The organism is Maricaulis sp. MIT060901, assembly GCF_047123815.1.
Classification (GTDB): Bacteria; Pseudomonadota; Alphaproteobacteria; order Caulobacterales; family Maricaulaceae; genus Maricaulis.
This window is the reverse complement of the sequence record NZ_CP138920.1, coordinates 2,792,495-2,815,981: the sequence shown is the minus strand read 5'-3', so window position 1 is coordinate 2,815,981 and position 23,487 is coordinate 2,792,495. Positions and strand designations below refer to the sequence as shown.

At 60.2% G+C, this 23,487-nt stretch carries 20 protein-coding genes, 1 tRNA gene and 1 pseudogene; 12 read left to right on the top strand and 10 right to left on the bottom strand.

Annotated features, from left to right (window positions below; translation table 11 throughout):
* Positions 1–60: 60 nt before the first annotated feature.
* Genes SIC17_RS13855 through SIC17_RS13845 form a run of 3 tightly spaced genes read right to left on the bottom strand, consistent with a single transcriptional unit; the run spans position 61 to position 2,197 of the window.
* A complete protein-coding gene (locus SIC17_RS13855; RefSeq protein ID WP_412545729.1) occupies positions 61–693 on the bottom strand; it encodes a DNA-3-methyladenine glycosylase family protein in 633 nt (210 codons plus the stop codon).
* Between the two features lie 37 nt (positions 694–730).
* Positions 731–1,720: a hypothetical protein gene (locus SIC17_RS13850; protein WP_412545728.1), complete on the bottom strand. Its 990-nt coding sequence runs from the start codon at positions 1,718–1,720 to the stop codon at positions 731–733.
* A 24-nt stretch (positions 1,721–1,744) separates the two neighbouring features.
* Positions 1,745–2,197 (bottom strand): hypothetical protein, encoded by a 453-nt coding sequence (locus SIC17_RS13845; RefSeq protein WP_412545727.1) that lies wholly within the window; start codon positions 2,195–2,197, stop codon positions 1,745–1,747.
* Positions 2,198–2,318: 121 nt separating this feature from the next.
* On the opposite strand from SIC17_RS13845, the gene SIC17_RS13840 reads away from it, so the two are divergent.
* From SIC17_RS13840 to SIC17_RS13830, 3 genes are all read left to right on the top strand, one after another.
* Positions 2,319–2,723, top strand: a complete 405-nt coding sequence (locus SIC17_RS13840; RefSeq protein WP_412545726.1) for a hypothetical protein — start codon at positions 2,319–2,321, stop codon at positions 2,721–2,723.
* Between the two features lie 45 nt (positions 2,724–2,768).
* Positions 2,769–4,856, top strand: coding sequence for a TonB-dependent receptor (locus tag SIC17_RS13835; protein ID WP_412545725.1), 2,088 nt, complete (start codon positions 2,769–2,771; stop codon positions 4,854–4,856).
* Between the two features lie 107 nt (positions 4,857–4,963).
* On the top strand, positions 4,964–5,416 hold the full coding sequence (locus SIC17_RS13830) for a hypothetical protein (protein WP_412545724.1): 453 nt from the start codon (positions 4,964–4,966) through the stop codon (positions 5,414–5,416).
* Between the two features lie 28 nt (positions 5,417–5,444).
* Here the strand turns inward: SIC17_RS13830 and SIC17_RS13825 are convergent.
* Positions 5,445–5,531: transfer RNA gene (locus SIC17_RS13825), tRNA-Leu, on the bottom strand.
* A 398-nt stretch (positions 5,532–5,929) separates the two neighbouring features.
* Between SIC17_RS13825 and SIC17_RS13820 the strand changes: the two genes are divergently transcribed.
* Positions 5,930–9,028 (top strand): TonB-dependent receptor domain-containing protein, encoded by a 3,099-nt coding sequence (locus SIC17_RS13820; protein WP_412545723.1) that lies wholly within the window; start codon positions 5,930–5,932, stop codon positions 9,026–9,028.
* A 123-nt stretch (positions 9,029–9,151) separates the two neighbouring features.
* Here SIC17_RS13820 and SIC17_RS13815 read toward each other — a convergent pair whose 3' ends face one another.
* The 3 genes from SIC17_RS13815 to SIC17_RS13805 form a co-directional block, all read right to left on the bottom strand.
* The gene (locus SIC17_RS13815) at positions 9,152–9,796 is read right to left on the bottom strand and encodes a hypothetical protein (RefSeq protein ID WP_412545722.1); all 645 of its coding nucleotides are present in this window, start codon (positions 9,794–9,796) and stop codon (positions 9,152–9,154) included.
* A gap of 81 nt (positions 9,797–9,877) precedes the next feature.
* Entirely contained in the window at positions 9,878–11,653 is a 1,776-nt protein-coding gene (locus SIC17_RS13810) for a vWA domain-containing protein (RefSeq protein WP_412545721.1), read from the bottom strand.
* A gap of 133 nt (positions 11,654–11,786) precedes the next feature.
* Positions 11,787–12,560, bottom strand: a complete 774-nt coding sequence (locus SIC17_RS13805; RefSeq protein ID WP_412545720.1) for a competence/damage-inducible protein A — start codon at positions 12,558–12,560, stop codon at positions 11,787–11,789.
* 64 nt (positions 12,561–12,624) lie between these two features.
* On the opposite strand from SIC17_RS13805, the gene sfsA reads away from it, so the two are divergent.
* The 4 genes from sfsA to radC all read left to right on the top strand — a co-directional run bounded on the left by sfsA (position 12,625) and on the right by radC (position 16,716).
* The gene (gene sfsA, locus SIC17_RS13800; protein WP_291892937.1) at positions 12,625–13,326 is read left to right on the top strand and encodes a DNA/RNA nuclease SfsA; all 702 of its coding nucleotides are present in this window, start codon (positions 12,625–12,627) and stop codon (positions 13,324–13,326) included.
* Positions 13,327–13,426: 100 nt separating this feature from the next.
* Positions 13,427–15,100 (top strand): M28 family metallopeptidase, encoded by a 1,674-nt coding sequence (locus tag SIC17_RS13795; RefSeq protein WP_412545719.1) that lies wholly within the window; start codon positions 13,427–13,429, stop codon positions 15,098–15,100.
* 95 nt (positions 15,101–15,195) lie between these two features.
* A complete protein-coding gene (map, locus tag SIC17_RS13790) occupies positions 15,196–16,032 on the top strand; it encodes a type I methionyl aminopeptidase (protein WP_291892933.1) in 837 nt (278 codons plus the stop codon).
* A 42-nt stretch (positions 16,033–16,074) separates the two neighbouring features.
* Entirely contained in the window at positions 16,075–16,716 is a 642-nt protein-coding gene (gene radC / locus SIC17_RS13785; RefSeq protein WP_412545718.1) for a RadC family protein, read from the top strand.
* Here the strand turns inward: radC and SIC17_RS13780 are convergent.
* On the bottom strand, positions 16,694–16,984 hold the full coding sequence (locus tag SIC17_RS13780; protein ID WP_412545717.1) for a hypothetical protein: 291 nt from the start codon (positions 16,982–16,984) through the stop codon (positions 16,694–16,696). The genes radC and SIC17_RS13780 overlap by 23 nt on opposite strands.
* Positions 16,985–17,237: 253 nt before the next feature.
* Here SIC17_RS13780 and SIC17_RS13775 point away from each other — a divergent pair, with 253 nt between their 5' ends.
* Positions 17,238–18,980 (top strand): amidohydrolase, encoded by a 1,743-nt coding sequence (locus SIC17_RS13775; RefSeq protein WP_412545716.1) that lies wholly within the window; start codon positions 17,238–17,240, stop codon positions 18,978–18,980.
* Here the strand turns inward: SIC17_RS13775 and SIC17_RS13770 are convergent.
* Positions 18,977–19,369, bottom strand: a complete 393-nt coding sequence (locus SIC17_RS13770) for a VOC family protein (protein WP_291892925.1) — start codon at positions 19,367–19,369, stop codon at positions 18,977–18,979. The genes SIC17_RS13775 and SIC17_RS13770 overlap by 4 nt on opposite strands.
* A gap of 125 nt (positions 19,370–19,494) precedes the next feature.
* On the opposite strand from SIC17_RS13770, the gene SIC17_RS13765 reads away from it, so the two are divergent.
* Positions 19,495–20,712, top strand: coding sequence for a threonine synthase (locus SIC17_RS13765; protein ID WP_412545715.1), 1,218 nt, complete (start codon positions 19,495–19,497; stop codon positions 20,710–20,712).
* A gap of 74 nt (positions 20,713–20,786) precedes the next feature.
* Positions 20,787–21,317, top strand: a complete 531-nt coding sequence (locus SIC17_RS13760) for a hypothetical protein (RefSeq protein WP_291892921.1) — start codon at positions 20,787–20,789, stop codon at positions 21,315–21,317.
* 296 nt (positions 21,318–21,613) lie between these two features.
* On the opposite strand, the pseudogene SIC17_RS13755 reads toward SIC17_RS13760, so the two are convergent.
* A pseudogene (locus tag SIC17_RS13755) lies at positions 21,614–21,967 on the bottom strand (endonuclease domain-containing protein); the annotation flags it as partial.
* Positions 21,968–22,140: 173 nt separating this feature from the next.
* Here SIC17_RS13755 and purB point away from each other — a divergent pair.
* The gene (purB, locus tag SIC17_RS13750) at positions 22,141–23,442 is read left to right on the top strand and encodes an adenylosuccinate lyase (protein ID WP_412545714.1); all 1,302 of its coding nucleotides are present in this window, start codon (positions 22,141–22,143) and stop codon (positions 23,440–23,442) included.
* Positions 23,443–23,487 lie beyond the last annotated feature (45 nt).

Sequence of the window (23,487 nt, the reverse complement as noted above, 5' to 3'; positions counted from 1 at the left end):
GAGATCGAGAAGAGGCCGCGCATTCCGCGCGGCCTCTTTTTTTTGTGCGGAATACCTGTGTCAGGACGAGATATCAGCCTCTCCAACGTCCGGCGGCGCGTCGACATGAGCCCACATATAGATAGCCAGCCAGGACCTGTATGGCCGGAAACATTCGGCCGTTCGTGAAGTTTTCCGGCGCTTCGAGGTGAGTTTTTCCAGCGTCTTGCGCGCTGCCACATCGCCGTCGGGCCAGATGTCCTCTTCGCCGAAATAGAACATGTTCATCATGTCGGCGGTCCAGGCCCCGACACCCCACAGCGTCGTCAGGCGCGCTGCACGTTCCTCTGCGGGAAGTGGCTTGAGCGTCGGCACGTCCAGCCCTTCATCCAGATGCGTACGCGCTATGCCCTGGATGGTTTTCACCTTGGCGTTGGACAGACCGCACGCGCGCAGGCCATCGCTGTCGCAGGCTGCGAAATGATCCACCAGCGATTTGCCCTCCGCACTGGCGACAACACGCGTCCAGATGCTCTGGGCAGCTTTTACGGAGATTTGCTGGCCGGAGATGGCCCGGCACAGATATTCCGGAAACGGGAGATCATCCCGTCTCCGAAAATCCTGCGGCCCCAGGCGTCGGATCGCCTCTGCCAAATCCGGGGCGAAGTCGTCAGCGATCTCGCTGAGGTGTGTATAAACCAGGGTAGCCGTCATGCTGCCACCCTAGAAATGCCAAACAGCGCGGTCCAGCCTAGTCCATGAAATAGGCTGGCATACAGGCGGCCTCGCGACTGCCGGAACATCCATTCGCCTCGTAGCGCACCAGGATTTCGTCCGGACCAAAGGTTGCCACCGAAAGCCCGTATCCATTCAGACGGTTCAGGACGGCCTGATGATCGAAAGGCGTGTTGAGGAAGGCGTAGATCTCTGACGCCAAGCCCTCGGATCGCTGATCGAGGAAAGACAGCATTGTATGCAGGCTCCAGCCGGTATCGGAGTTCTCGTAGAGATCCCGCAGCAACGCCTCATAGCTCCCTGCCCCCGGGCGCGCAGTCAGTTCCGCATCCAGCATCAGGTGGAAAAGCGCTCCGCCGCCATAAACGAGCTGGCGGTTTTGCTGTTTTTCCTGGCCGGCTTCAGACAGGTCGATATCATCGCTGGCGATCCGTCCGAGGAAGAAACGGCGAACCTGGCCTTCGATGATGAACAGCATTTCCTGGGCATCGATCTGGCCGGAACGGTAGAGCGTTTTTCCGGTCAGATAGTCGGTGCCGCCTTCGCTGAACCACTGCAATTCCCAGCCATTGGTCGAGTAGATAGCGTGTCCCAGCCAGGTGTGCAGCGCCTCATGCGCCAGGATACGCCCCCACATGAGCTTCTCACCCATTCGCGCGGGTGCCGACATGCGCTGGCCGAAACTGTTGGCAAACGCCCCGCCATCCGTGCCCGGGTCGTCGCTGAATACGACAAGGTATCGATCTACCGGGGCGGAACCGAAAACCTCGACATACCGACCGATACTGTCCTCCAGAAGCGTCTGGAAAACCTCACCATTCTCAGGCAACTCGGCCTGTTCGAGGATTGTCACGCGCATGCCCTCGAACTCGGCATAATGCGGCTGCAGGTCCGGGCCCGTTACAAGGATGTTGCGCAGCAATTCGCGCAGATCACCCGCCGCAAAAGTCTCACCATCCTGTGTGGCCCAGCCGGCAACGCTGCTCCAATCGCCCGGCACGTCCATGACGATCTCGAAATCGCAATCCGTCTAGGAATAGTCCGCGACGATGACCGCGGAACCGACAAAGTAAAACCCGTCATCAAAGCGGTAGGCGATTTCTTCCTTGCCGATATTCCAGACCGCACGGTCATGGTCCGCTTCCAACTCGTACTGGATACGCACCACGTCGTCGCGACGCGCCTCGGGCACGTTCCAGGTTCCATAGCCCTGATAGTCCAGCTCAACCCGCTCGCCACCGGCGGTCAGCGCATGCAGATCGGAGATGAAGTCGACCTGGCCGTCCTGCGTCCCCTCAGCCACACGCCAACCAACATCGAATACGCCATTGTGATCGGTAAAACTCGCCTCGATCTGAAAGCGGTTATCCTCGACGTGCCGGACCGTGTAAGCGATCGGGGATGTGCCACACATACCCTCCTGTGCGTCCGCCTGCGCCATGCCCATTGTCATGGCCAACATGGCCGTTGAGATTTTCAACACCTGTAAACTCCCTGGATGTGCCGCACTCTTGATGAGTTGATGCTCGTCACCTGAACTTTGGATGCAGGGCGCACTGTCTGTCGCATTGATTACCGGCGTAACCCGATTTAGATCCCTGTGCGTGTTACAAATTGGTCGTTATATCTCGCACAGCCTGCGTCAGGTCCTGCTGGCCCTCGCCCTTCTGGCGGCGGGAACACAGGCTGCCCTGCCTCAGGGCTATATGCTGGACCGTGACGGCCAGGACGGCTTTGTCTCTGTTGTTTTCTGTTCCGCAGGTCTGGGCGGGCAGAGCCGCTGGCTCAATCTCTCTACCGGGGAGATCGAAGAACGTGAGACCAGTGCTGACACATCTGAGAGCTGTACTTTCGCTGCGGCCCACTCTGCAGCGCTTCCGGCCGAGGCCACACACGAACCGAGCCAGATCGACGACCGCGCGGCAATCTCATTGCGGACCACTGGCCTCGCCGCGACCGAATTTGCCCACATACGACCACCCGCCCGGGCACCACCCCAAACCCTGTGACGACCCCGAAATCTTGAATTTCTGATCGGCATCACAGGAGTAATCATGCCGCGTTCTATCCTTATGAGCACCTGTCTGGGTGTGCTCATCGCTGCGCCTGCATTCCCACAGGACAGCGCCCCGCTTGTTGACATCATCACCATCAACGCTCACCGCACGACCACCGACGGATCGACTTTGGATGCCCAGGAAATGGCATCTCACATGACGCCAGACACAACGGCGGTGTTGGCCCGGCTTCCTGGTGTCAGCGCCATCAGCAATGGCGCCCTCTCCGGCCAGGTCCAGTATCGCGGCCTGTTTGGCTCACGCGTGAACATCCGTCTGAACGGACGGGCCTTCGAATCCGGTGGTCCGAACCTGATGGACCCGCCGATGCACTATGCGCCCGCCGCGCTGCTGGAACAGATCACGATTGACCGTGGCATCGCCCCGGTCAGCGCTGGTCCGGGCCTTGCCGGAGGGCTCGACGCCCGTTTCAAATCCATTGATTTTTCCGAAAGTGACACGCTGTCCCACGCGACCGAGTTTTCACTCAGCGGCCAGAGCATTGATGAGGGCTGGTCGCGCTCTGCAATGTCGGGTATCGCGACGGAGCGTTTCCGTGTCTACGCCTTTGGCGCCCAGGAAAGCGGTGAGGATTATTCCGCTCCCGATACGCCAGTCGCTGGCACACGATATGACCGACTGATCTATGGACTGGGCGCCGGCTTTCGCAGCGGCGCTCACGAAATAGCCCTGAGCTTCCGTCGCAATGAAACCGGCCCGACCGGCAATCCCCAGTTCGCCATGGACATCCGTTACGTCGACAGCGATTTCATCGAGTTCGATCACGATATGAGCCTTGCAGGCTGGGACGTCTCCACCCGCATCAGCTGGAATGAGGTCGAGCACGCAATGAACAATTTCAGCCTGCGTCCGGCCCCGGCGAGCATGATGCGGTTCCGCGAGACCATCGCCACGGTCGAGCATCAGGCAATCGCTCTGTCCGCCAGCCGGGATTTCGCTGGAGGAGCGCTAGACCTCGGCGTCGACCACGCCTTCGCCACGCACGACGTTACGATTACCAATCCGCGTAACGCCGACTTCTTCCTCAACAATCTCCCGGACATCGACATGGCTCGCACCGGGGCGTTTTTGGAATGGCAAGGCCCGCTCGGGTCCTGGCAGGCGGAGCTGGGGGCACGTTTGGATGCCCACACCGCCGAGGCTGATGAAGCAAGCACTGGTCCTGCTGTACCAATGATGCCGGTCATGCTTGCGAACATGTTCAACATGTCGGAGCGCCAATGGGACGATGTCACCGTCGACGCCGTGGCGCGCGCCTGGCACCCGATCAATGACACCACGCTTCTGCGGGTCGGCATTGCCCGCAAGTCACGGGTCCCGACCTATCTGGAGCGTTTTGCCTGGCTTCCCACACCGGCCAGTGCGGGCCTGGCAGACGGAAACACCTATGTCGGCGATCTGGAGCTGGAGCCAGAAACCGCCTGGATCATCGAGGCAGGTCTGGACTATCACGCAGGCCCGGCTTTCATCCGTCCCGCCCTCTTTTATCAACAGGTCGATAACTACATCCAGGGCGTCGCCTTTGATGGCACCGTCGGGGTGATCGATACGCCCGTCGAAATGGTGTCGATGATGAACGGCGATGCAACACCGTTGCGTTTTGCCAATGTGGGCGCCGAACTGTACGGGTTTGACGGCGATTTCGGCGTACAGCTGAGCCCGACCTGGCGGCTCGACGGCGCGTTCGAATTTGTCCGCGCGAAGCGTCGCGATATCGATGACAATCTCTATCGTGTGGCACCAGCAAGTGTAAGCTTGGCGCTAAGCCATGATGCGGAGCACTGGAGCGCCGGCATCGAAACCGTGTGGACGGCCGACCAGAAAGACGTTTCCTTCACAAATGGGGAACCAACGTCAGAGGGTTATGTCGTCTGGAATTTGAACGCACGTGTGAACGGTCCACTGAACAGCGTCATCGATCTGCGTGTCGACAACCTGCTGGACGAGGCCTACGCGCCGCATCTAAGTGGTCGTAACCGCAATTCCGGATCCGCTGTCGGGTTGGGCGCCCCCATCCCTGCCGCGGGCCGCAATCTCGGCATACGCCTGAGCTGGTCACACTAACTTGATGGCCCGGCCGGCCTGGCCGGGCCCTCTCCCCCTTCACTGGTCGGCCTGTGCAGCGATAGTCTCCAAGCGTGCTCGAGGAATGCGTGTTCCAAGGAGATGTGATGAAGCCGCTCGGTCTCTTGTTTTGCCTCGCCCTGTTGTCGGTGACGCCGCCAGCCATCGCCGAAGATCACCCGGTCCTGGGCCGACGGGTCAGCACCACCACTCATCATGTGCAAATCCCGGAAGATGGCTCTCGCGAGGAGTTTTTCGAGCTGTCCGCGCGCTGGACCGAACGCATTCTCGGCCGCAATCCCTATTTCGCTGATGTTCGTTCGCTCTGGATGGAGGCGGATAACGGGCAGCACCAGCTGCTCGTTATCTACACCTACAGTGAAACCCGGCCTGCCGGTTCACTAAGTGAGATCAATGCACGCCTGATGGCTGAGGAATGGCCGGATGAGGCCGAGCGACGGGCCTTCTTCGCACGCTTGGGTGACTATGTGGGCAAAGCCCGCAACACCAGCGGACGCTTTGTCGAACTCCACACGGAAAACGTCGCGCTATCGCGTTGATCCGTGTGCTCCAGAATGATCGCAAGCTTGGTGCGGGCGGCCGGACTTGAACCGGCATGACCTTGCGGCCGGCAGATTTTAAGTCTGCTGCGTCTACCAATTCCGCCACGCCCGCCGAACCGGTGACGCGATCCTACACACTCGCATTGCGGGTTCCAGTCGCAGTTTCAGCCAAACATGAATGGTTAGCGGCACCATGGCGCCAAGCAGCTTGTCACCTCACCGTCAAACTGGTCCTGTCTCACCACCAGTGACAACAAAAGCGTTGCGATTGCGCAACACGCTCACAAATTTTCGTTGCAGATGAAACTATCTGAAACACGAAGCCATCGGACATTACCCATTGTAATTTAAATGTAAAATTTATGACACGCCGCGAATACGCCTGTGCAAGCTCACGTTCGCGTCAATTGCGTTAAGCATAGAACACGCGTCACATTCCTCACGTGCTCGTGACGCCGGAAGAGCCAAATCGTGACCATAAATCCGGCATATACTCCTAGGGGACATGCAATGAAACGTATGCAAAACGTTTTGTTACGGTCGACCGTGCTTGCTGGCTTTGCGCTATCAAGCCTCGCCGTATCTTCACCTGCTCTCGCACAAGACAATCAGACCGACGACGAAAACCGTGAGCGGATCGTCGTAACGGGTTCTCGTCTGCGCCGCGATGAGTTTTCCGCCGTATCACCGATCCAGGTGATCGATGCCGACGAACAGCGCCAGCTGGGTATTTCCGATGCAACTGCGCTGATCGCTGATTCTCCGGTTGTTTCCGGCGTCCAGCTTGACGGTTCCGTCAACTCCGGTTCTCCGACCGCCGCCGTCGAAGGCGTTCCGGTCAACGGACCGGGCGCTTCCACCGTCGCACTGCGTGGCCTCGGTGCTGAGCGTACGCTGCTGCTCGTCAACGGCCGTCGCCTTGGCCCGTCAGGCGTTCGTGGCGCTCCGGTTGCTCCGGACCTGAACCTGATCCCGACGCTGATGATCGATCGTATCGAACTGCTGACGGACGGTGCTTCTTCCATCTACGGTGCTGACGCTGTTGCCGGCGTTGCCAACATCATCCTGCGCGATGATTTCGATGGTTTCGAAGTGTCTGCCTTCACCACCCTGCCTGAAAACAGCGGCGGCGAAGTCTTCCAGATGGGCTTCATCGGTGGCGCATCCACTGATCGCTCCAACTTCACCGTATCTGCTGAATTCTATAACCGTACAGCCGTCATCGCTGGCGATCGTTCGCACTGGAATGACTGTCTGCGCGACATCGACGTTACCGATCAGGGCGATATCATGTCCGTGTGTATGGACCGTCGTCCGGATAACTCAGTCTTCGTCGCTGGCAATGGTTTCGTATGGTCCATCCCGGGCTTTACCAACCCGGCGCTCGCTCCGAACGGCATTGGTACGGGCTGGGGCACCAGCGCTGACGTGTTCGCCCAGACCGGTTCGCACTTCTACGAGCAGGACGCCTACTCCCTGCAGGACGAAGAGAAGCGCACGCAGCTGATGGAAAACCTGGAGCGCATGAATATCTTCGCTTCCGGTCATTACGATGTGAACTTCTTCGAGAACGACACGATCTATTTCGAGATGTCGTACTCCACGCGTAACTCCGTTGGTCGCTTCACCGACGAGCAGGTCTTCCCGGGCGTTCCGGCGCTCATTCCTCAGGAAGATGCCAACGGCAATCTGCTGGTTAACCCGGACGGCTCGCTGCAGCTGTTCGACAACCCGCTCAACCCGTTTGATGCCGACGCCCTGCCGGTTTACTCGCTGGAAGGTCTGTCCCAGCGTCGCAAGTCCGACGTCGACGTCTTCCGCTTTGTCGGTGGCCTCGAAGGCGACCTGCCATTCCTGATGGATCGTGGCTGGGTCTACGACATCACGGCTGCCTATGACCGCTCCTACGGTACGGCTTCCCAGCCGGTCATGCGTGAGGACGGTATCCGTGAAGCGCTCGACACACTCCGCCTCGACGTCAATGGCAACCCGATCTGTGGTCTGGGTCGCCAGGCAACAAGCTTCGGCTTCCTGACGCCGGCAAACTGCCCGACCATCGATTTCTTCTCCCCGACCCTTTTCACGGTTCAGGGTGGTGATCGCAACTTTGCGACCCAGGAAGAGACCGACTTCCTGTTCGGCCAGTCGATCAACATCACCGAGATGGAACAGGTTCACGCCCAGGCTATCTTTACCGGCGATGTCTTCGACATGCCGGCTGGTACGGTTGGCATGGTGCTCGGTTTCGAATTCCGCGAGCAGCGCATCAACTCCATCAACGACGTAACCCGCGTTCTGGGTACGGCCGCTTCGGAAATTCCGGATACGGAACGCCCGACGATTGGCCGCACGTCCTTGTTTGAAGGCTTTATCGAGACCGAAATTCCGGTCACCGATACCTTCATGGTCGGTATCTCCACGCGTTACACCGAGGAAGAGAACTTTGGCGCTCACATGACGTACTCTACGCGTGCGTCCTGGCAGGTCACCGACAGCGTCCGTCTGCGCGGTACTTACGGTACCTCCTTCCGTGCTCCGAACCTGCGTGAACAGTTCCTCGCGGGCGCAACCGGCACCATTGGTGGCGGCAATGACCCGTGTCTGGTCCCGACCACGGCCAATAATGGCGGTGTTTATGACCCGAACGGCGAGACCCGTTCCCAGTTGCTGCTCGACAACTGTACGGCTGCCGGCGCTGATCCGACGGCTCTGGGCCTGCTGGCAACGACCGGTATCACCACCTCCACCGGTGGTAACCCGGATGCAACGGCTGAGACCTCAGAGTCCATGACGCTCAGCGCGATCTTCCAGCACAGCTTCTCAAATGACCTGGATCTGGATCTGTCTGTCACCTATTTCGACATCCAGATCGAGAACACGCTGGAAGAATCCAACGCAGCTCAGATCATTGCCAATTGTTACAATAACCAGCCGAACCTGGCGGATCCGTCCTGTTCGCGCATCACACGTAATACTGGCGACCCGGCCACGGCGACCATCGCCCTGGTTGATGCGTCCTTCATCAACGTTGGTCAGCTGACCTCTACGGGTATCGACTATAATGTCCGCGCTCGTATGCCGCTGTCCTTCATCGATGATCAGACGGATCTGACCGTCGTCTTCAATGCCGCTCAGTATCTCGAGCAGCTGCGGAACGAAGACCCGACCGATCCGAATTCCCTTGAGGAAGACCTGATCGGCCGTATCGCCAACCCGGAATGGCTGTGGCAGCTCTCTGCAACGGCGACCCGTGGCAACTGGGGCGCTCGCTGGCGCACGCGCTATCAGGGTGAAGGTCAGCAGGAGAACTCTGACGCCCTGACGCAAACCGATCTGACCCGTGCGGTTCCGCGTACCGCTTGTGAGCAGCTTGGTTACGCTGGCCAGTGTCGTGATGTCGACTTTGTCGACAGCTACGTCACGCATGACTTCTCCATCTCCTATGATGCAGACATGTGGAGCTTCTCGGCAGGTGTGAACAACCTGACCGACGAGCAGCCGCCGCTCATCGACCAGGGTGAAGGCCCGTCGCGCATGAACATGGTTGTTCAGTCCGGTTACGACCTGATTGGCCGCCGTGCATTCGCAACGGTCACGCGTCGCTTCTAAGCGACAACGACTTACAGACGGGGGCGGCGATCATCAGATCGCCGCCCTCTTCTTTTGGGCCAAAAAAGACCGCCGCAGCCCCGGGGCTGCGGCGGTTCTTTTATTTGCGTATCCGGACTGTGGTCAGCGAATGCGTTCGACCCGGATGATCCGGGATATTTCATTGATGCGCAGCTGATATCCGCCCACGACACCTTCACGCACAGTCGCCGTATAACTCCGGCTGCGACGAAGACGGCCGGCGACACGCTGGTTGTCCGCCGAGATCTGGCGCCAGACCTGTCCGTTTGCCAGTGTCACCTCAAGGCGTTCATAGGGAATGATGTCAAAGGAGATAATTGCGCTCTGGACCTGTTCTGCCTCGCGCTGGGCTTCTTGCGCCGAACGACGATTGGTCCGACGGGCATTAACCTGCTCTGAGCCCAGCCCTTCAGCCTGCGGCACCGTAGCCGCGCTATCGCTCGTGGCTGTCGAAACGGCCTGCTCATCATCGTTGTCACGCCCCCCAAACGGCAAGCCGGGTAGCCTGAAACCACGACGCCGGGGCTCCGGAGCCGCTGTTTCACCACGATCCGCTGTCGTTTCTGCGGCCGGTTCAGCGCGCAGCGCTTCTTCCAGACAGGCTATGCGCGCTTCCGCCGTCGCTGCCGTACGGCAGTGAGCGATCGCGTCTTCCTGGGCGTGAGCGGCGCTGACAGGAACCAGCGCGCTAGTCACGAGAATGGCGGCAATACTACCGGTTGATACTGCCCAGTCACGAATAGGCATACATACCTCCCAACTCAATGTGGACAACACTGTCCGCCAGTGTGTCGGGAGGTGCAAGCGTTCAAATGCGATTGCCTGTGATTAGTTGACCTTGCGGTCCTCTAACGCGGACACATACCGCGCGATTTCGACCAGTTCCGCGAACTCGGAACGATAACCAAACTCATCCTGCGAGGGGCTCCCCTCGATACCGCTCAGCACCGAGTCATAATCATACCCGCCACGCAGATAGGGATCGCCCCGCAACAATTGCGCAAAACCGGCGACCTGGGCAGAAAAACGCGCTTCGCTGGAAGCCTGTGACAGGCGGCTGACGGCATCACCGGCCGTGATCGGGCGCTGCATCAGATCACTCTCATCCTCGCCAGGAAGCTTGTAGCGGATACGCAGATGCGCGAACTCCGCAGCGACATCATGTTCGACCGGGGTCTGCCCGCCATAACGCAGGGGTTCGGTCAGAACGCCTTCACTGCCTGGCGCCGCGATTTCATAGATCGCCGTGACGGAATGGCCGGAACCGACCTCACCCGCATCCACAGCATCATTGTTGAAATCAGCCCGGTCCAGCAGGCGCGTCTCATAGCCGACCAGGCGGTATTCAGCGACCTGGGCCGGATTGAACTCGACCTGGATCTTCACATCATTGGCAATCGGGAAGAGCGAACCAAAAGTCTCCTCCACCAGCATGCGGCGGGCTTCCTGGCGACTATCGATGTAAGCCGCAACCCCGTTTCCGGCCTGGGCGATGGTCTGCATCATCTGGTCGTTGTAATTGCCTCGGCCAAAGCCCATCACCGAGAGATAGATACCGCTGTCGCGCTTGCGCGCGACAAAGTCCTCGAGCCGTTCGTCCTGCGTCACGCCGACATTAAAATCACCATCGGTCAGCAACATCACGCGGTTCACCGCATCCGGGTCGAAATTCTCCTCGGCCAGGCTGTAGGCCAGCGATAGACCGGCCCCGCCGGCCGTGGAACCGCCCGCACGCAGACGGTCAAGCGCCTCGTGGATCTGACGGGCATGACGCGCCTGCGTCGGCTCCAGTACGGCACCCGCAGCGCCTGCATAGACGACGATGGAAACCGTATCGTCCTCGTCCAGCTCATCGACCAGCATGTGCATGGCCTGCAGCGCCAGGGGCAACTTGTCGGGCGCGTTCATCGAGCCCGAAACATCGATCAGGAAAACCAGATTCGCCCGCGGCCGTTCAGTCGGGACCAGGTCATAACCCTGTACGCCGATGTGCAGCAGCTGCGTGTCTGCATTCCACGGGGTCGGCATCACCTGGACCGAGGTCGTGAACGGTTCTGCCGCACCTTCGGGAAGCGCGTATTCATAGTTGAAATAATTCACCATCTCCTCGATGCGCACGGCATCGGTTGGCGGTAGTTCACAGTCGTGAAGGTGATTGCGCACAACGGCATAACTCGCCGTATCAACATCAATCGAGAAGGTCGAGACCGGATCTTCGGAAGTGACCATCACCGGATTGGCCGGAACATCCTCGAAACGGTCGCGATTAGGCTGCGGCATTGGTGATGGCGCGGCATATTGGGTAACCATCGGGGTTGGTGCGGATTGCGGCGGCGGTGGAGGAGCCGGCGGCGGAGGGGGCGGTGGTGGCGGTGACGCCCGGCTTGCCTCGGCCTGAGCGATGCCAAGAGAACGTTCTCTGCGAGAACCGGTGACGACCAGAAGATCTGCTTCTTCCTGCACCGAGCGACTTGGCTGGCAAACCTGCGGAACGGGCCTGTCATATTCAGCCCGTTCCTGCGCCGCGACGCCAGGTATCTCGACGACGCTCATGCCGCCAATGATAGCCACGGCTGCGGCACTCAACATCAGTTTCTGGGTCATGTCCTTCCCCTTCCTTCCCTGCGGATGGCTTGTCCCTACAAGGGAAAGGGGTGCACCCGCTTCAAAGCCATGCCTTGGCTGAAACGGGGCAATGTCTGGGCATTTTGTTCATCAAGCAGGCCGGATTGGGTCGTCAGGCCAGTTCAGGCTCGTGTCCCAGCTCGGAAACGAGAGCGGTGATTTTCGTAATCACTTCATCGAGTTTGCCGTCGTCGGTACTGCGCACGACCAGCTGGGTTCCCCGCCGCAGCTTGCCGTCTTGAAGTTCCAGGAAATAGGGATAGCTGCCGATGGACACGTCCGGATAATCGATCTGCAGCTCGCCGAGCTGCACAGCGATATCGCCCTCGCGCAGTCCCTCGCCCTTGACCGAACGCGATCGCGTCACCGCTCCGCCCTCAATGCGGTGGGCAATATCCTCGAGCATGCCGCGAGCGATCTTGGGAACACCTGCCAGGGTGAAGACGTTACCAGTCTGGAAGCCCGGAGCGCCCGTGACAGGATTCTCGATCAGCGAGGCGCCGTCGGGAATGCGCGCCATGCGCTTGCGGGTCTCGGTCAGCGGCGTGCCGGTCTTTTCATACCAGTGCTCGATGATCTCCAGGGCATCCGCGCGCACATCAATGCCAACGCCAAAGGCACGGGCAATACTGTCCGCAGTTATGTCGTCATGGGTCGGCCCGATACCGCCCGTGGTGAAGAGATAATCCACCTTCTGGCGCAGTGTGTTCACCGCGTCGACGATCTCGGTCTCGATATCCGGCACAACACGGCATTCAACGACGTTCACGCCCAGCGGAGCGAGAAACTGGGCGATCTGTTGCAGGTTCTTGTCCTGGGTGCGGCCGGACAGCACCTCATCGCCGATCAGCAGGACAGCCGCTGTTACCTGTTGCATCTCACCCATATCCATTCACCTGTGACTCGGTTCTACTAGGGTATATGAGCCAGCCCCGGGGATTGTCCAAGCCATGAAGTTCCAAACACCGCTCATCGAGGGCCGTCTGGTCAAGCGCTACAAGCGTTTTTTTGCCGATGTGGAGCTGGCCGATGGAGAGATCGTCACCGCGCATTGCCCGAATACCGGTGCGATGGCGGGCATCAAGGATCCGGGTCTGCCAGTCTGGATCGAGCCCAGCAACAATCCAAAGCGAAAGCTCAAATACACCTGGGAGATTGTTGAGGTTGACGGGGTGATGATCGGCACTCACCCGGCCCGCGCCAATGGCCTGGCTGAAGAAGCCGTTCTGGCGGGGCGGATCCCGGAACTTTCCTGTTATGAGAGCCTGCGCCGGGAGGTGAAGTACGGCGAGAACTCCAGAATAGACATGCTGCTGGAAACGCCGGGCAAGCCGGCCTGCTGGGTCGAGGTCAAGAATGTGCACTGGCAGCGTCAGCCGGGCCTCGCGGAGTTTCCCGACGGGGTAACCAGCCGAGGCGCCAAACATCTCAATGAACTGGCAGCCCAGGTCGCCCTTGGCGACCGGGCGGTTCAGCTCTTTGTCGTCCAGCGGGACGACTGCACGCGCCTGGCAACCGCAGCAGACCTTGATCCGGTTTATGACGAGACGATCCGCTCGGCTCGCAAGGCCGGTGTCGAGGTACTCGCTTATGGCTGTTCCGTCTCACCTGACGAGATCAGCATCGCGAACGCCCTTCGTGTCGAGCTGTAACCAGTGCCCAAGATGACTGAAATATAAGGTGCGCACGCATTGCCGCACCAAGTGCCATCGTTATAGTCCCCCGATCCAATTTTCTCTGGGGAGGCAGAGTATGAAGTATCTAGTACCGCTGTTGGCGAGCACCGCTCTTGTTGCGTGTGACATGGACAGCATCACGTCTGGCGGCGGCGACACGGCCTCCGCGGAATTCACCCCGAATGTCAGCGTCGAAAACATCGAGGCGCACATCCGCTTCCTGGCATCCGACTACATGGGTGGTCGCGACACCGGTTCCGATGGTTTCGAAATTGCTGCCAACTACGTTGCGTCCCAGTATCGCCTGCTGGGCCTCGAGCCTGCTGGCGAGAACAGCACCTATTTCGCGGACGTTCCGCTGCAGGAAGTCACGTCCGACCTAGAATACAGCCAGCTGACGATCAACGGCCAGACCTTCGCCCAGGGCGAACGCGCGCTGATCGGCACCAATTCCAGCGTGCTGGAATCGGAAGTCACCGCTCCGCTGGTCTTCGTCGGTTACGGTGTATCCGCCGGCAATCGCGGTCATGATGACTACGCAGACATCGACGTCGCAGGCAAAATCGTCGTTGTCGTCAACGGTGTCCCGGACATCTTCCCGAGTGAAGAGCGCGCACACCACAACTCCGGTACGACCAAGCGTAACAATGCTGCCGCCAATGGCGCTGTTGGCATGATCACCATTTCCGGCTGGAGCGACGAGCAGGTTGCCGGCATCGTGCAGGGTTTCTCCTCACGTCCGCAGGTTCGCCTGACCGCTGCAACCGGTCCGAGCTCGCTTGAGCAGGTTCGCGCCTCTGCAACCATCAGCGCCTCGCTGGGCGCCGAGCTGTTCGAGGGCGCCGAGATGAGCCTCGAGGAAGTCCGTGGCGCCATGAGTGCCGACGAGGGTGCAACCTTCCCGCGCTTTGACCTGCCGGGCGAAGCCACCATCCGCCAGCGCACGAATTCCGAGCCGTTCTCCGACCCGAATGTGGTCGGCATGATCCGCGGCTCCGATCCGGAAGTGGCCGACGAATATGTCGTACTGACCGCACACCTCGACCATATCGGCCAGATCACCAATTCCATGCGCGCCAGCGGTGCCTGCCGCTCTGACGACGAGGAAGACACCATCTGTAACGGCGCTGTCGACAATGCGTCGGGCATCTCGGTGATGCTGGAAACGGCCCGTACCTTCCAGGAGCACGGCACGCCGCGTCGCTCCGTTCTCTTCGTCGCCCTGACGGCCGAGGAGAAAGGCCTGCTGGGGTCCGAACATTTCGCCCGCAACCCGACGGTTCCGCACGAGCAGATGGTCGCCAATGTGAACCTGGACATGCCAGTCATCGTCTACGAATTCTCTGATGTTGTGGCCTTTGGTTCCGACCATTCCAATCTCGGACCGATCGCCTCGCGCGCCGCAGAGCGTCTGGGCATTGCGGTGTCCGAGGACCCGATCCCGGAACAGTCTCTCTTCGTGCGTTCCGACCACTACAACTTCGTCCGCGAAGGCGTGCCGTCTCTCTTCCTGATGACGGGTTTCTCCTCTCCGGACCCGCGCTGGGACCAGGGTGAAGGCTTCATGGGCTTCCTGAACACCTACTACCACCGCCAGACCGACCAGCTGGACGGTGAGCTGGAGGTTCTGTTCAACCAGGGCGCCAAATTTGCCAACATCAACTACATGATCGCGCGCGAAATCGCTGACAGCGAAGAGCGTCCGGCATGGAATGATGACAGCTTCTTCGGTCAGACTTTCGGCCAGTAAGGCTGGACTTACCGACCAAAACTGCACACATGGGGACACGCGCCGTTTCTAGCGGCGCGTGTTTTCGTTATAGGGTGGCCGACCGGAGGGCCAAATTGACGACCGCTTACGAAACCGTTTCCGACTATGACAGCGCTTCTCCCCGTGATGGACGCATCAAGCTGCACGGGCCTGAGGGCTTTGAAGGCATGCGCAAGGCGGGCAAGCTGGCCGCTTCAGTGCTGGACATGCTCACCAGCGAAGTCGAGCCGGGTGTCTCCACGGAGAAGCTGGATCGTCTGACCCGCGAATTTGTGTTCGATCACGGTGCGACGCCAGCCACGCTGTTTTATCGCGGCTATCGTCATTCCCTGTGTACATCGATCAACCACGTGGTCTGCCACGGCATTCCCGGCCCCAAACCGCTCAAGAACGGCGATATCGTCAATATCGACGTGACCGTGGTTGTGGACGGCTGGCACGGGGACACGTCGCGCATGTACATGGTGGGCGAACCCAAGCGGAAGGCCGAGCTGCTGGTCGACACGACCTATGAAGCGATGATGGCCGGCATCAATGCGATCAAGCCGGGCGTCACGCTGGGCACGATCGGCGCCATTATCCAGGAATATGCCGAAGCGCGTCGCTGCTCTATCGTCACCGACTTCTGCGGCCATGGCCTCGGCCGTCTCTTCCACGACAGCCCCAATGTTTTGCATTTCGGAACGCGTGGTGAAGGTCCGGAACTCAAGCCCGGCATGTTCTTCACTGTGGAGCCCATGCTCAATCTGGGCCGTCCGGACGTGAAAATCCTATCGGACGGCTGGACCGCCGTGACCCGCGACAAGACCCTGTCTGCCCAGTTCGAACACTCCGTGGGCGTGACCGAAGACGGCGTCGAGATCTTCACGACCTCACCCAAGGGCCTGCACAAACCTCCGTTTGCCAGCTGATCCATGCAGGAAGTGGCGCACCATAACGGCCATCGCCAGCGCTTGCGCGAAAAACTAACCTCTGCGGGCAGCGCCGCCCTTCACGACTATGAATTACTAGAACTCTACCTGTTCCGATCCATCCCGCGACGTGATGTCAAACCCATTGCCAAGGCGCTGATCGCGAAATTCGGGGACCTCGGCGGAGTGACGACCGCGCCGCTTGAACAGCTCACCCAGATGAAGGGCATCAGCGAAAAAACCGCGGCAGAACTCAAGCTCATCCAGGCACTGAGCGAACGTCTGGCGCGCGAACAGGTGATCGGCAAACCGGTCATCTCCTCCTGGAGTGCCCTGGTCGGTTATTGCCGCACCGCGCTGCAATACGAACGTACGGAACAATTCCGCGTCCTGTTTCTCGACCGCAAGAACCGGCTGATCGCGGACGAGGTCCTCGGCCGCGGCACGATCGACCATGCACCGGTCTACCCACGCGAGGTCGTCAAGCGCGCCCTCGCCCACGAGGCTTCGGCCCTGATACTCGTACACAACCACCCCAGTGGTGACGCCACGCCAAGCCAGACCGATATCGATATGACGCGAACACTGGCGGAAGTCTGCCAGCCCTTCGACATCGTTCTGCACGATCACCTGGTGATCGCGCGCGAGAACACGGCAAGCTTCAAGACTCTGGGCCTGATATAGCCTCGCCTTCGAGCAGGCGGTCTATCTTGCGCAGGACCTCCTCGCGCCGCCCCGCCTTGAGGAGCTCGGCCGGCAGGCGATGGAGTGCCGCCGCGTAGTCACCCCCACGACGCATCTCTGCCCGGTCATCAGTACCAGCGATGAAACGCCGGATTTCCTCGAGCATGGCGCTGTCAAGCGCCCACAAAAGCGTGCCCCCCACCTCGGTCTGAAACCAGGCGTCGGACGGCCAGTCGAGCGAATGCACACCGGAAAAACCGCAACTCACGCAGGAGGCGTCCCCATGCCATGGACCCAGGGTCGCATTGTAGTCCGGTCTCTGCCAACGCACGGGCAAAGGGCCGCCACCGGGTGTCCGAAACCGGGCCCTGGCCGCACAACGCGGACAGGTGATGGCAATCTCCCCTTTCAGAAGCGGAACGTCGTAGAGCGATGTCATGTGCCCACGCTAGCCCCGCTCCGTTCGAAAACAAGCCATGGCGAACAATTGCACCGCGCCCCACTTGCCCTAATCTGCGCTCATGTCGAGATTCCTGCTGGCCGCCCTCTTCACCCTCATCATCGCCTTCTGGCTTATCGCTTCGCCGTATGAGCGTGCGGAGCACCAGGTTTTTCTGGGCGGCGAGATCTTGTTGCCGGGCGGCGAAACCGCCGAGGCCGTCTACATCCATGATGGACGAATTGCCGCGATCGGTTCGCGCGCGGATATGCTGGAAATCGCGCCCTGGGGGGCGGACCGGATCGATCTGGATGGCGGCACGCTGACCGCGGGGCTCATCGAGCCGCACACGCACCCGCTCGCCGCAGCCCTGTTGGGTGCCGCCGTCGATGTCAGCGGCATCACCTATTCGCGTCGCGAGGACATGATGGCCGCCCTGCGCGAGGCCGCCGCACAGAGCGGGCCCTCGCCCTGGGTGATCGCCTTCGGCTGGGACCCGGCCATGATCCGGGGCCTTGAACCTCCCACGCTGGCCGAACTCGATGCACTCGCTCCGGATCGTCCCCTGGTGATCCTGACGCAGATGATGCACGAGGCCTTCGTCAATACCGCTGCCCTGCAAGCTGCAAATATCCATGCCGCCACACCGGATCCGCTTGGGGGCCGTTTCGAACGTGATGTCGATGGCAACCCAACCGGTCGCATTATCGAGGTGAGCGCCATTCGGGTGCTGATGGAGGCCGCTCCGGAAGCGCCGGATGCGGCCCTTTCCTGGTTGCTTTTCGGAACGCTGAATGAATACGCCCGCTCGGGCTACACGACGATTGGTGTCGCTTCGCTGGTCGGTCGGGCACGTGATCCGCTGGCGCTGTTCGCCGAGGTCAGTCAGGCCCGGAACGCACCGCTCAACTCGGTCCTCTACACGGCCCCGGATCGTGCGGAGCGGGCGCGCGACATGTGGAGCACGGTCGACCAGCAGCGCGCCATATCCCGTCATGCCGGTATCAAATTCTGGATGGACGGTTCGCCCTATGTCGGCGGCGCCGCGCTGGCGCAACCCTATGCCCGATCACCTTTCACCGAAGAGGTGATCGAGCTGCCTGAAGGCTGGCACGGCGAGCTGCTGACAGATCAAAACACAGCCCGACAATTGATCCGCAACGCTGAAGTACAGGGTCTGCAAGTCGCCATCCATGCCCAGGGCGAAGACGCGATTGATGCCATTCTCAACGCCATCGAGGTGGAAAGTACGGGCGAAATCGCGCACCGCCTGGAACATCTCGCCCTGATTACGCCGGAACAGATCGCCCGCGCCGAGACCCTGGACGTCTCGCTCGGCTTTTTCATCGACCACATCCGCTATTACGGACACATGCTCCCGGATCTGGTCGGAGATGATCGCACGGATCGCTACATGCCCGTGAGGTCTGCGCTTGAGGGCGCATCGACCGTGACGCTGCATGCGGACAGCCCGGCCACCCCGATCAACGCGATGCGGGTCTTTCAAACCGCGGTGGAACGGATCAGTCGCGCTTCGGGCATCGTCGTCGCCGCTGACCAGCGGGTCACACGGCAACAAGCACTCGACATGATGACCATCCACGCCGCGCGCCAGCTGGGCATTGATGATGAAACCGGCTCAATCGAGATCGGGAAACGCGCGGACTTCACCTGGCTTTCAGCCAATCCGCTGACAGCGGAAGACCTGGTACACGTCGAGGTCCGCGGCACCTGGATCAGCGGTCGCCGCGCCGACACTCGCAGCTGGTCACGACCAGCCCTGGCGCATCTGGTCGGCGCTATCCTGGCGGTTGTAACGGGCTAGGCTTTCGGTTCGATCGGCTGCCACAGCTCGATCTTTGTACCATTGGGGTCCATCAGCCAGGCAAAACGGCCATAGTCGAAATCCTGCGGCTCACCTTCCAGGACAACGCCCTTCTCCTTCAGGCGCGCCAGCATGCTGTCCATGTCATCAATCATAAGATTGATCATGAAGGGTTTTTCGGACGGCGCGAAGTACTCCGTCGTGTCCTTGAAGCCCGAAAAAATCGTGCGAGCCCCCTGTGGGAAGGCCTTACCACTGTCCGCATGCAGGAAATCCGCGCCGCCATAATCATTGATGGTCAGACCTAGCTTGTCCTCATACCAGGCCATCAGGCCTTCCGGATCCGGGCTCTGGAAAAACACGCCACCGACACCGATCACCTTGGCCATGAACACCTCCCCGCTGAGTAAGGACGGCCAGTTATGCATGCCCCTCGAAGCTTGTCATCCGCAAGTATGAACCGGCTGGCACGACACCGGTTTGAGATCGTGGAAATACGCGCTAAGCAATTGCCATGTACGCAAACTATTTTACCCATCTGGAATGCTCCGACACCGGCGCGACCTTTTCGAAAGACCAGCCACACAACCTGTCAGATGTGGGTCTGCCCTTGCTGGCACGTTACGACCTGGACACAGCTCGCTCGGAGGTTGACCGGGATGCCATTGCCGCACGTGATGGCGGGTTCTGGAAATGGCGCGAGCTGCTACCGGTGGCCGACGACCAGGATGTCTGTGCGCTGGGTGAGATCGACACGCCGCTGATCGATGTGCCCGCGACCGCCAAAGCCTCCGGCGCAACCGGCCGGGTCATCGTCAAGGATGAAGGCCGCCTGCCCACCGGCAGTTTCAAGGCCCGCGGTCTCGCCCTCGCCGTCGCCATGGCGCACTCTTTCGGCATCAAGCGCATGGCCATGCCCACCAATGGCAATGCCGGTGCGGCGCTGTCGGCCTATTGCTCGCGCATGGGCATGGAGAGCTGGTGTTTCGCACCGGAAGACACGCCGGAAGCCAATCTGCGCGAAATGGCGCTACAGGGTGCCCGCGTCTTCAAGGTCAATGGCTATATCCATCATTGCGGCGCCCTGGTCGGCGCCGGCAAGGAGGCAATGGGCTGGTTTGATGTCTCCACTCTCAAGGAGCCCTACCGGATCGAGGGCAAGAAGACGATGGGGCTGGAACTGGCCATGCAGATGGGCTGGACCCTGCCCGACGCGATTTTCTATCCGACCGGCGGCGGCACCGGCCTCATCGGCATGTGGAAAGCCTTCGACGAGATGGAACGGCTGGGCTGGATCGGTTCGGAGCGTCCGAAAATGATCGCCGTCCAGGCCGAGGGCTGCGCCCCCATCGTCAAGGCCTGGCACGCCGGAACCAAGCACGCCGAGGAATGGCTCGACGCCGAGACAGCAGCCATGGGCATCCGCGTTCCCAAGGCCATCGGTGACTTCCTGATCCTCAATGCCTGCCGGGAAAGCGGCGGCTTTGCCATCGACGTGTCGGAAGACCAGATCGAAACCGCCCGCGTCCGCTGCGCCCGCGAGGATGGCCTGCTGCTCTGCCCCGAAGGCGCTGCAACCCTCGCGGCGATGGAAAAAGCGATGGCGGAGGGCATGGTGGAGCGCGATGCGACCTGCATGCTGTTCAATTGCGGGTCCGGGTTGAAGTATGCGATGCCGGACGGGGCGCAGGTGCTGGATCGGCATGCGGAGATTGATTGGGGAGCGTTGTGATCACCTAGTGCTTGCGGGAAACCTGTCGGACCAATCCGCATTGACGTGACAGTCATTTCTAGAAAACTACACGAATGTCTAACAAGAATAAGCATTCACCAATCACCTTGGTGATGATCGGCTTGCTAAGCTACGCGCTGAGTGGATTGGGTTTTCATGCTGGAATAAACGCAGGCGCGGGTGTGCCTCCTTTGGCTGAGTTGGTGGAAGTATCTGGATCGATCCCAACAGGTGGGGAAACGGTTTTGATCCGGAAGAATTTCACAGAATTCACAGTCGAGCCCGACATCGTAACAATCCGGTTTCCTTCCAAAGCCGGGCCTCATCGATCGATCGGTCAAGAGCTGAGGCGAAATAGCAGCAACGTGACAGCCTTGGTGAACAGCGAGCAGCTGGTCGCATTCGGGTCCGGGCTGCGAGGATCTGTATATGCCTATCAGATCGAAATAGATGGCACGATGTTGCAATCCTATGATCAAGTGCTCGCCAATTGGGTACGCAATGATGAAGTCGGGTGGTCGATTGGCATTGGTTTTTTGCTGAGCGGGTCTTTGCTCATTGGCCTGGGAGTCACCGGGCGACGAGGTTCTCAACCCTCATCCTGACGAAAGTCAGGACCCAAGGCTGGGTCGCGTGCACGCACAATCGGGCGAACAGATTTACCGATACGAAGGCGCGTCTAACCTGCGACCGCAAGTTTGACCGATGATTGCGGCATGGGTCCTGACTTTCGTCAGGATGAGGAAGAAGGAGTTTGCGGCCACCACCCGTGCCCCTTCCCCCTCACCCCCTACGCTTCGCTTCGGGACCTCTCCCCCCGAGGGAGAGGGACGAGACTGGAGCGCCAATCCTTCTCCCCTCGGGGAGAAGTGCCCTTCGTAGCCTTGGCGAAGAAGGGCGATGAGGGGGCGGCGCGGAGCGCGCGAATACTGTCAGCGATCGCCTCCAGCACCGCGTCCGTTTCCAGCATGATATCAACATTCCAGAAGCGGATGACCGTGTAGCCCTGTGCCTCCAGCCGGGCTGTTCGCCTGGCGTCATAGATTTCCTGCTCTGTATGCTGGCCACCATCGGCCTCAACAATCAGGCCGAGCTCCTTGCAGAGAAAATCGACGATATAGCGCCCGATCGGGACCTGGCGGCGGAATTTCGCGCCCAGCAGGCGGCGGCCTCGCAGATGCCCCCACAGACGCAGTTCCGCGTCTGTCTGGTTGCGGCGGAGCTCGCGAGCACGGTTGGTCAGTTTTTGGTTCATCCCCCTCACCCTCGCTTCGCTCGGCCTCTCCCCCAAGGGGAGAGGGATAACCTAGTGAAGGATTAGAGACCCGTGACTCGCATCACATCTTGCGCATACCAGCCTTCACTTGATTTTTGCGCCACATCGGCGCATCACGCCGCCTTCTTGAGCACCCAGCCCGGAGCGCGCGCATGATTCCCCGCTACACCCGTCCTGAAATGGCCGCCATCTGGTCGGACCAGAACAAGTACAAGATCTGGTATCTGATCGAGGCGCATGCGACGGAAAAGCTGGCCGAGCTGGGCGTTGTGCCCCAGTCCGCCGTGGACGCGGTATGGAAAGCCAGGGATGTCGATTTCGATGTTGATCGCATCAACGAGATCGAGGCCGAGGTCAAACACGACGTCATCGCCTTCCTGACACACCTGGCAGAACATGTTGGCGAGGAAAGCCGCTTTGTACACCAGGGCCTGACCTCTTCCGACGTGCTGGACACCTGCCTGGCTGTACAGATGAAACAGTCTGCCGACCTGTTGCTGGTGGCCATGGACCGCGTTCTCGCAGCCCTGAAAACCCGCGCGGAAGAGCATAAATACACGGTCTGTATTGGTCGCTCGCACGGCATTCATGCCGAGCCGACAACGATGGGTCTGAAATTTGCCCGTTTCTATGCCGAGTTCGCGCGCAACCGGGCCCGCCTCGTTGCCGCACGTGACGAGATTGCCACCTGTGCCATTTCCGGTGCCATCGGCACGTTTGCCAATGTCGATCCGTCCGTGGAAGAGCATGTCGCGGAACAGATGGGCCTCACGGTCGAGCCGGTCTCCACCCAGGTCATCCCGCGTGACCGCCACGCCAACTATTTCGCCGTGCTGGGCCTGATCGCCTCGGCGATCGAGAATATCGCGGTTGAAGTTCGCCATCTTCAGCGCTCCGAAGTGCGCGAGGCGCAGGAATATTTCTCCAAGGGCCAGAAAGGCTCGTCCGCCATGCCGCACAAGCGCAATCCGATCCTGACGGAAAACCTGACGGGTCAGGCGCGCCTGGTGCGCTCGGCCGTCGTGCCGGCCATGGAAAATGTCGCCCTGTGGCACGAGCGCGATATATCGCACTCCTCCGTGGAGCGCGGTATCGGCCCGGACGCCAATGTCCATCTCGACTTTGCCCTGCACCGGACCGCCGGCATGATCGAGAAGCTGATCGTGCATGAAGATCGCTGCCGCGAGAATCTGGAAGCCTATGGCGGCATCCATAATTCCCAGCGCGTGCTGCTGGCTCTCACCCAGGCCGGCGCCTCCCGCGAGGACAGCTATCGCCTGGTTCAGCGCAATGGCATGAAAACCTGGGATGAAGGCGGCAAGCTGGTCGAGCATCTCAAGGCCGATGAAGGCGTCACCGCCCTGCTCTCTGACGAGCAGATCGAAGCCTGTTTCGACGAGGCCTATCACCTCAAACATGTCGACACGATTTTTGCGCGTGTATTTTCTCAATAAGCTCGCCTAAGCTTTCGCCATCCTATAGCGTCATCCCGACGAAAG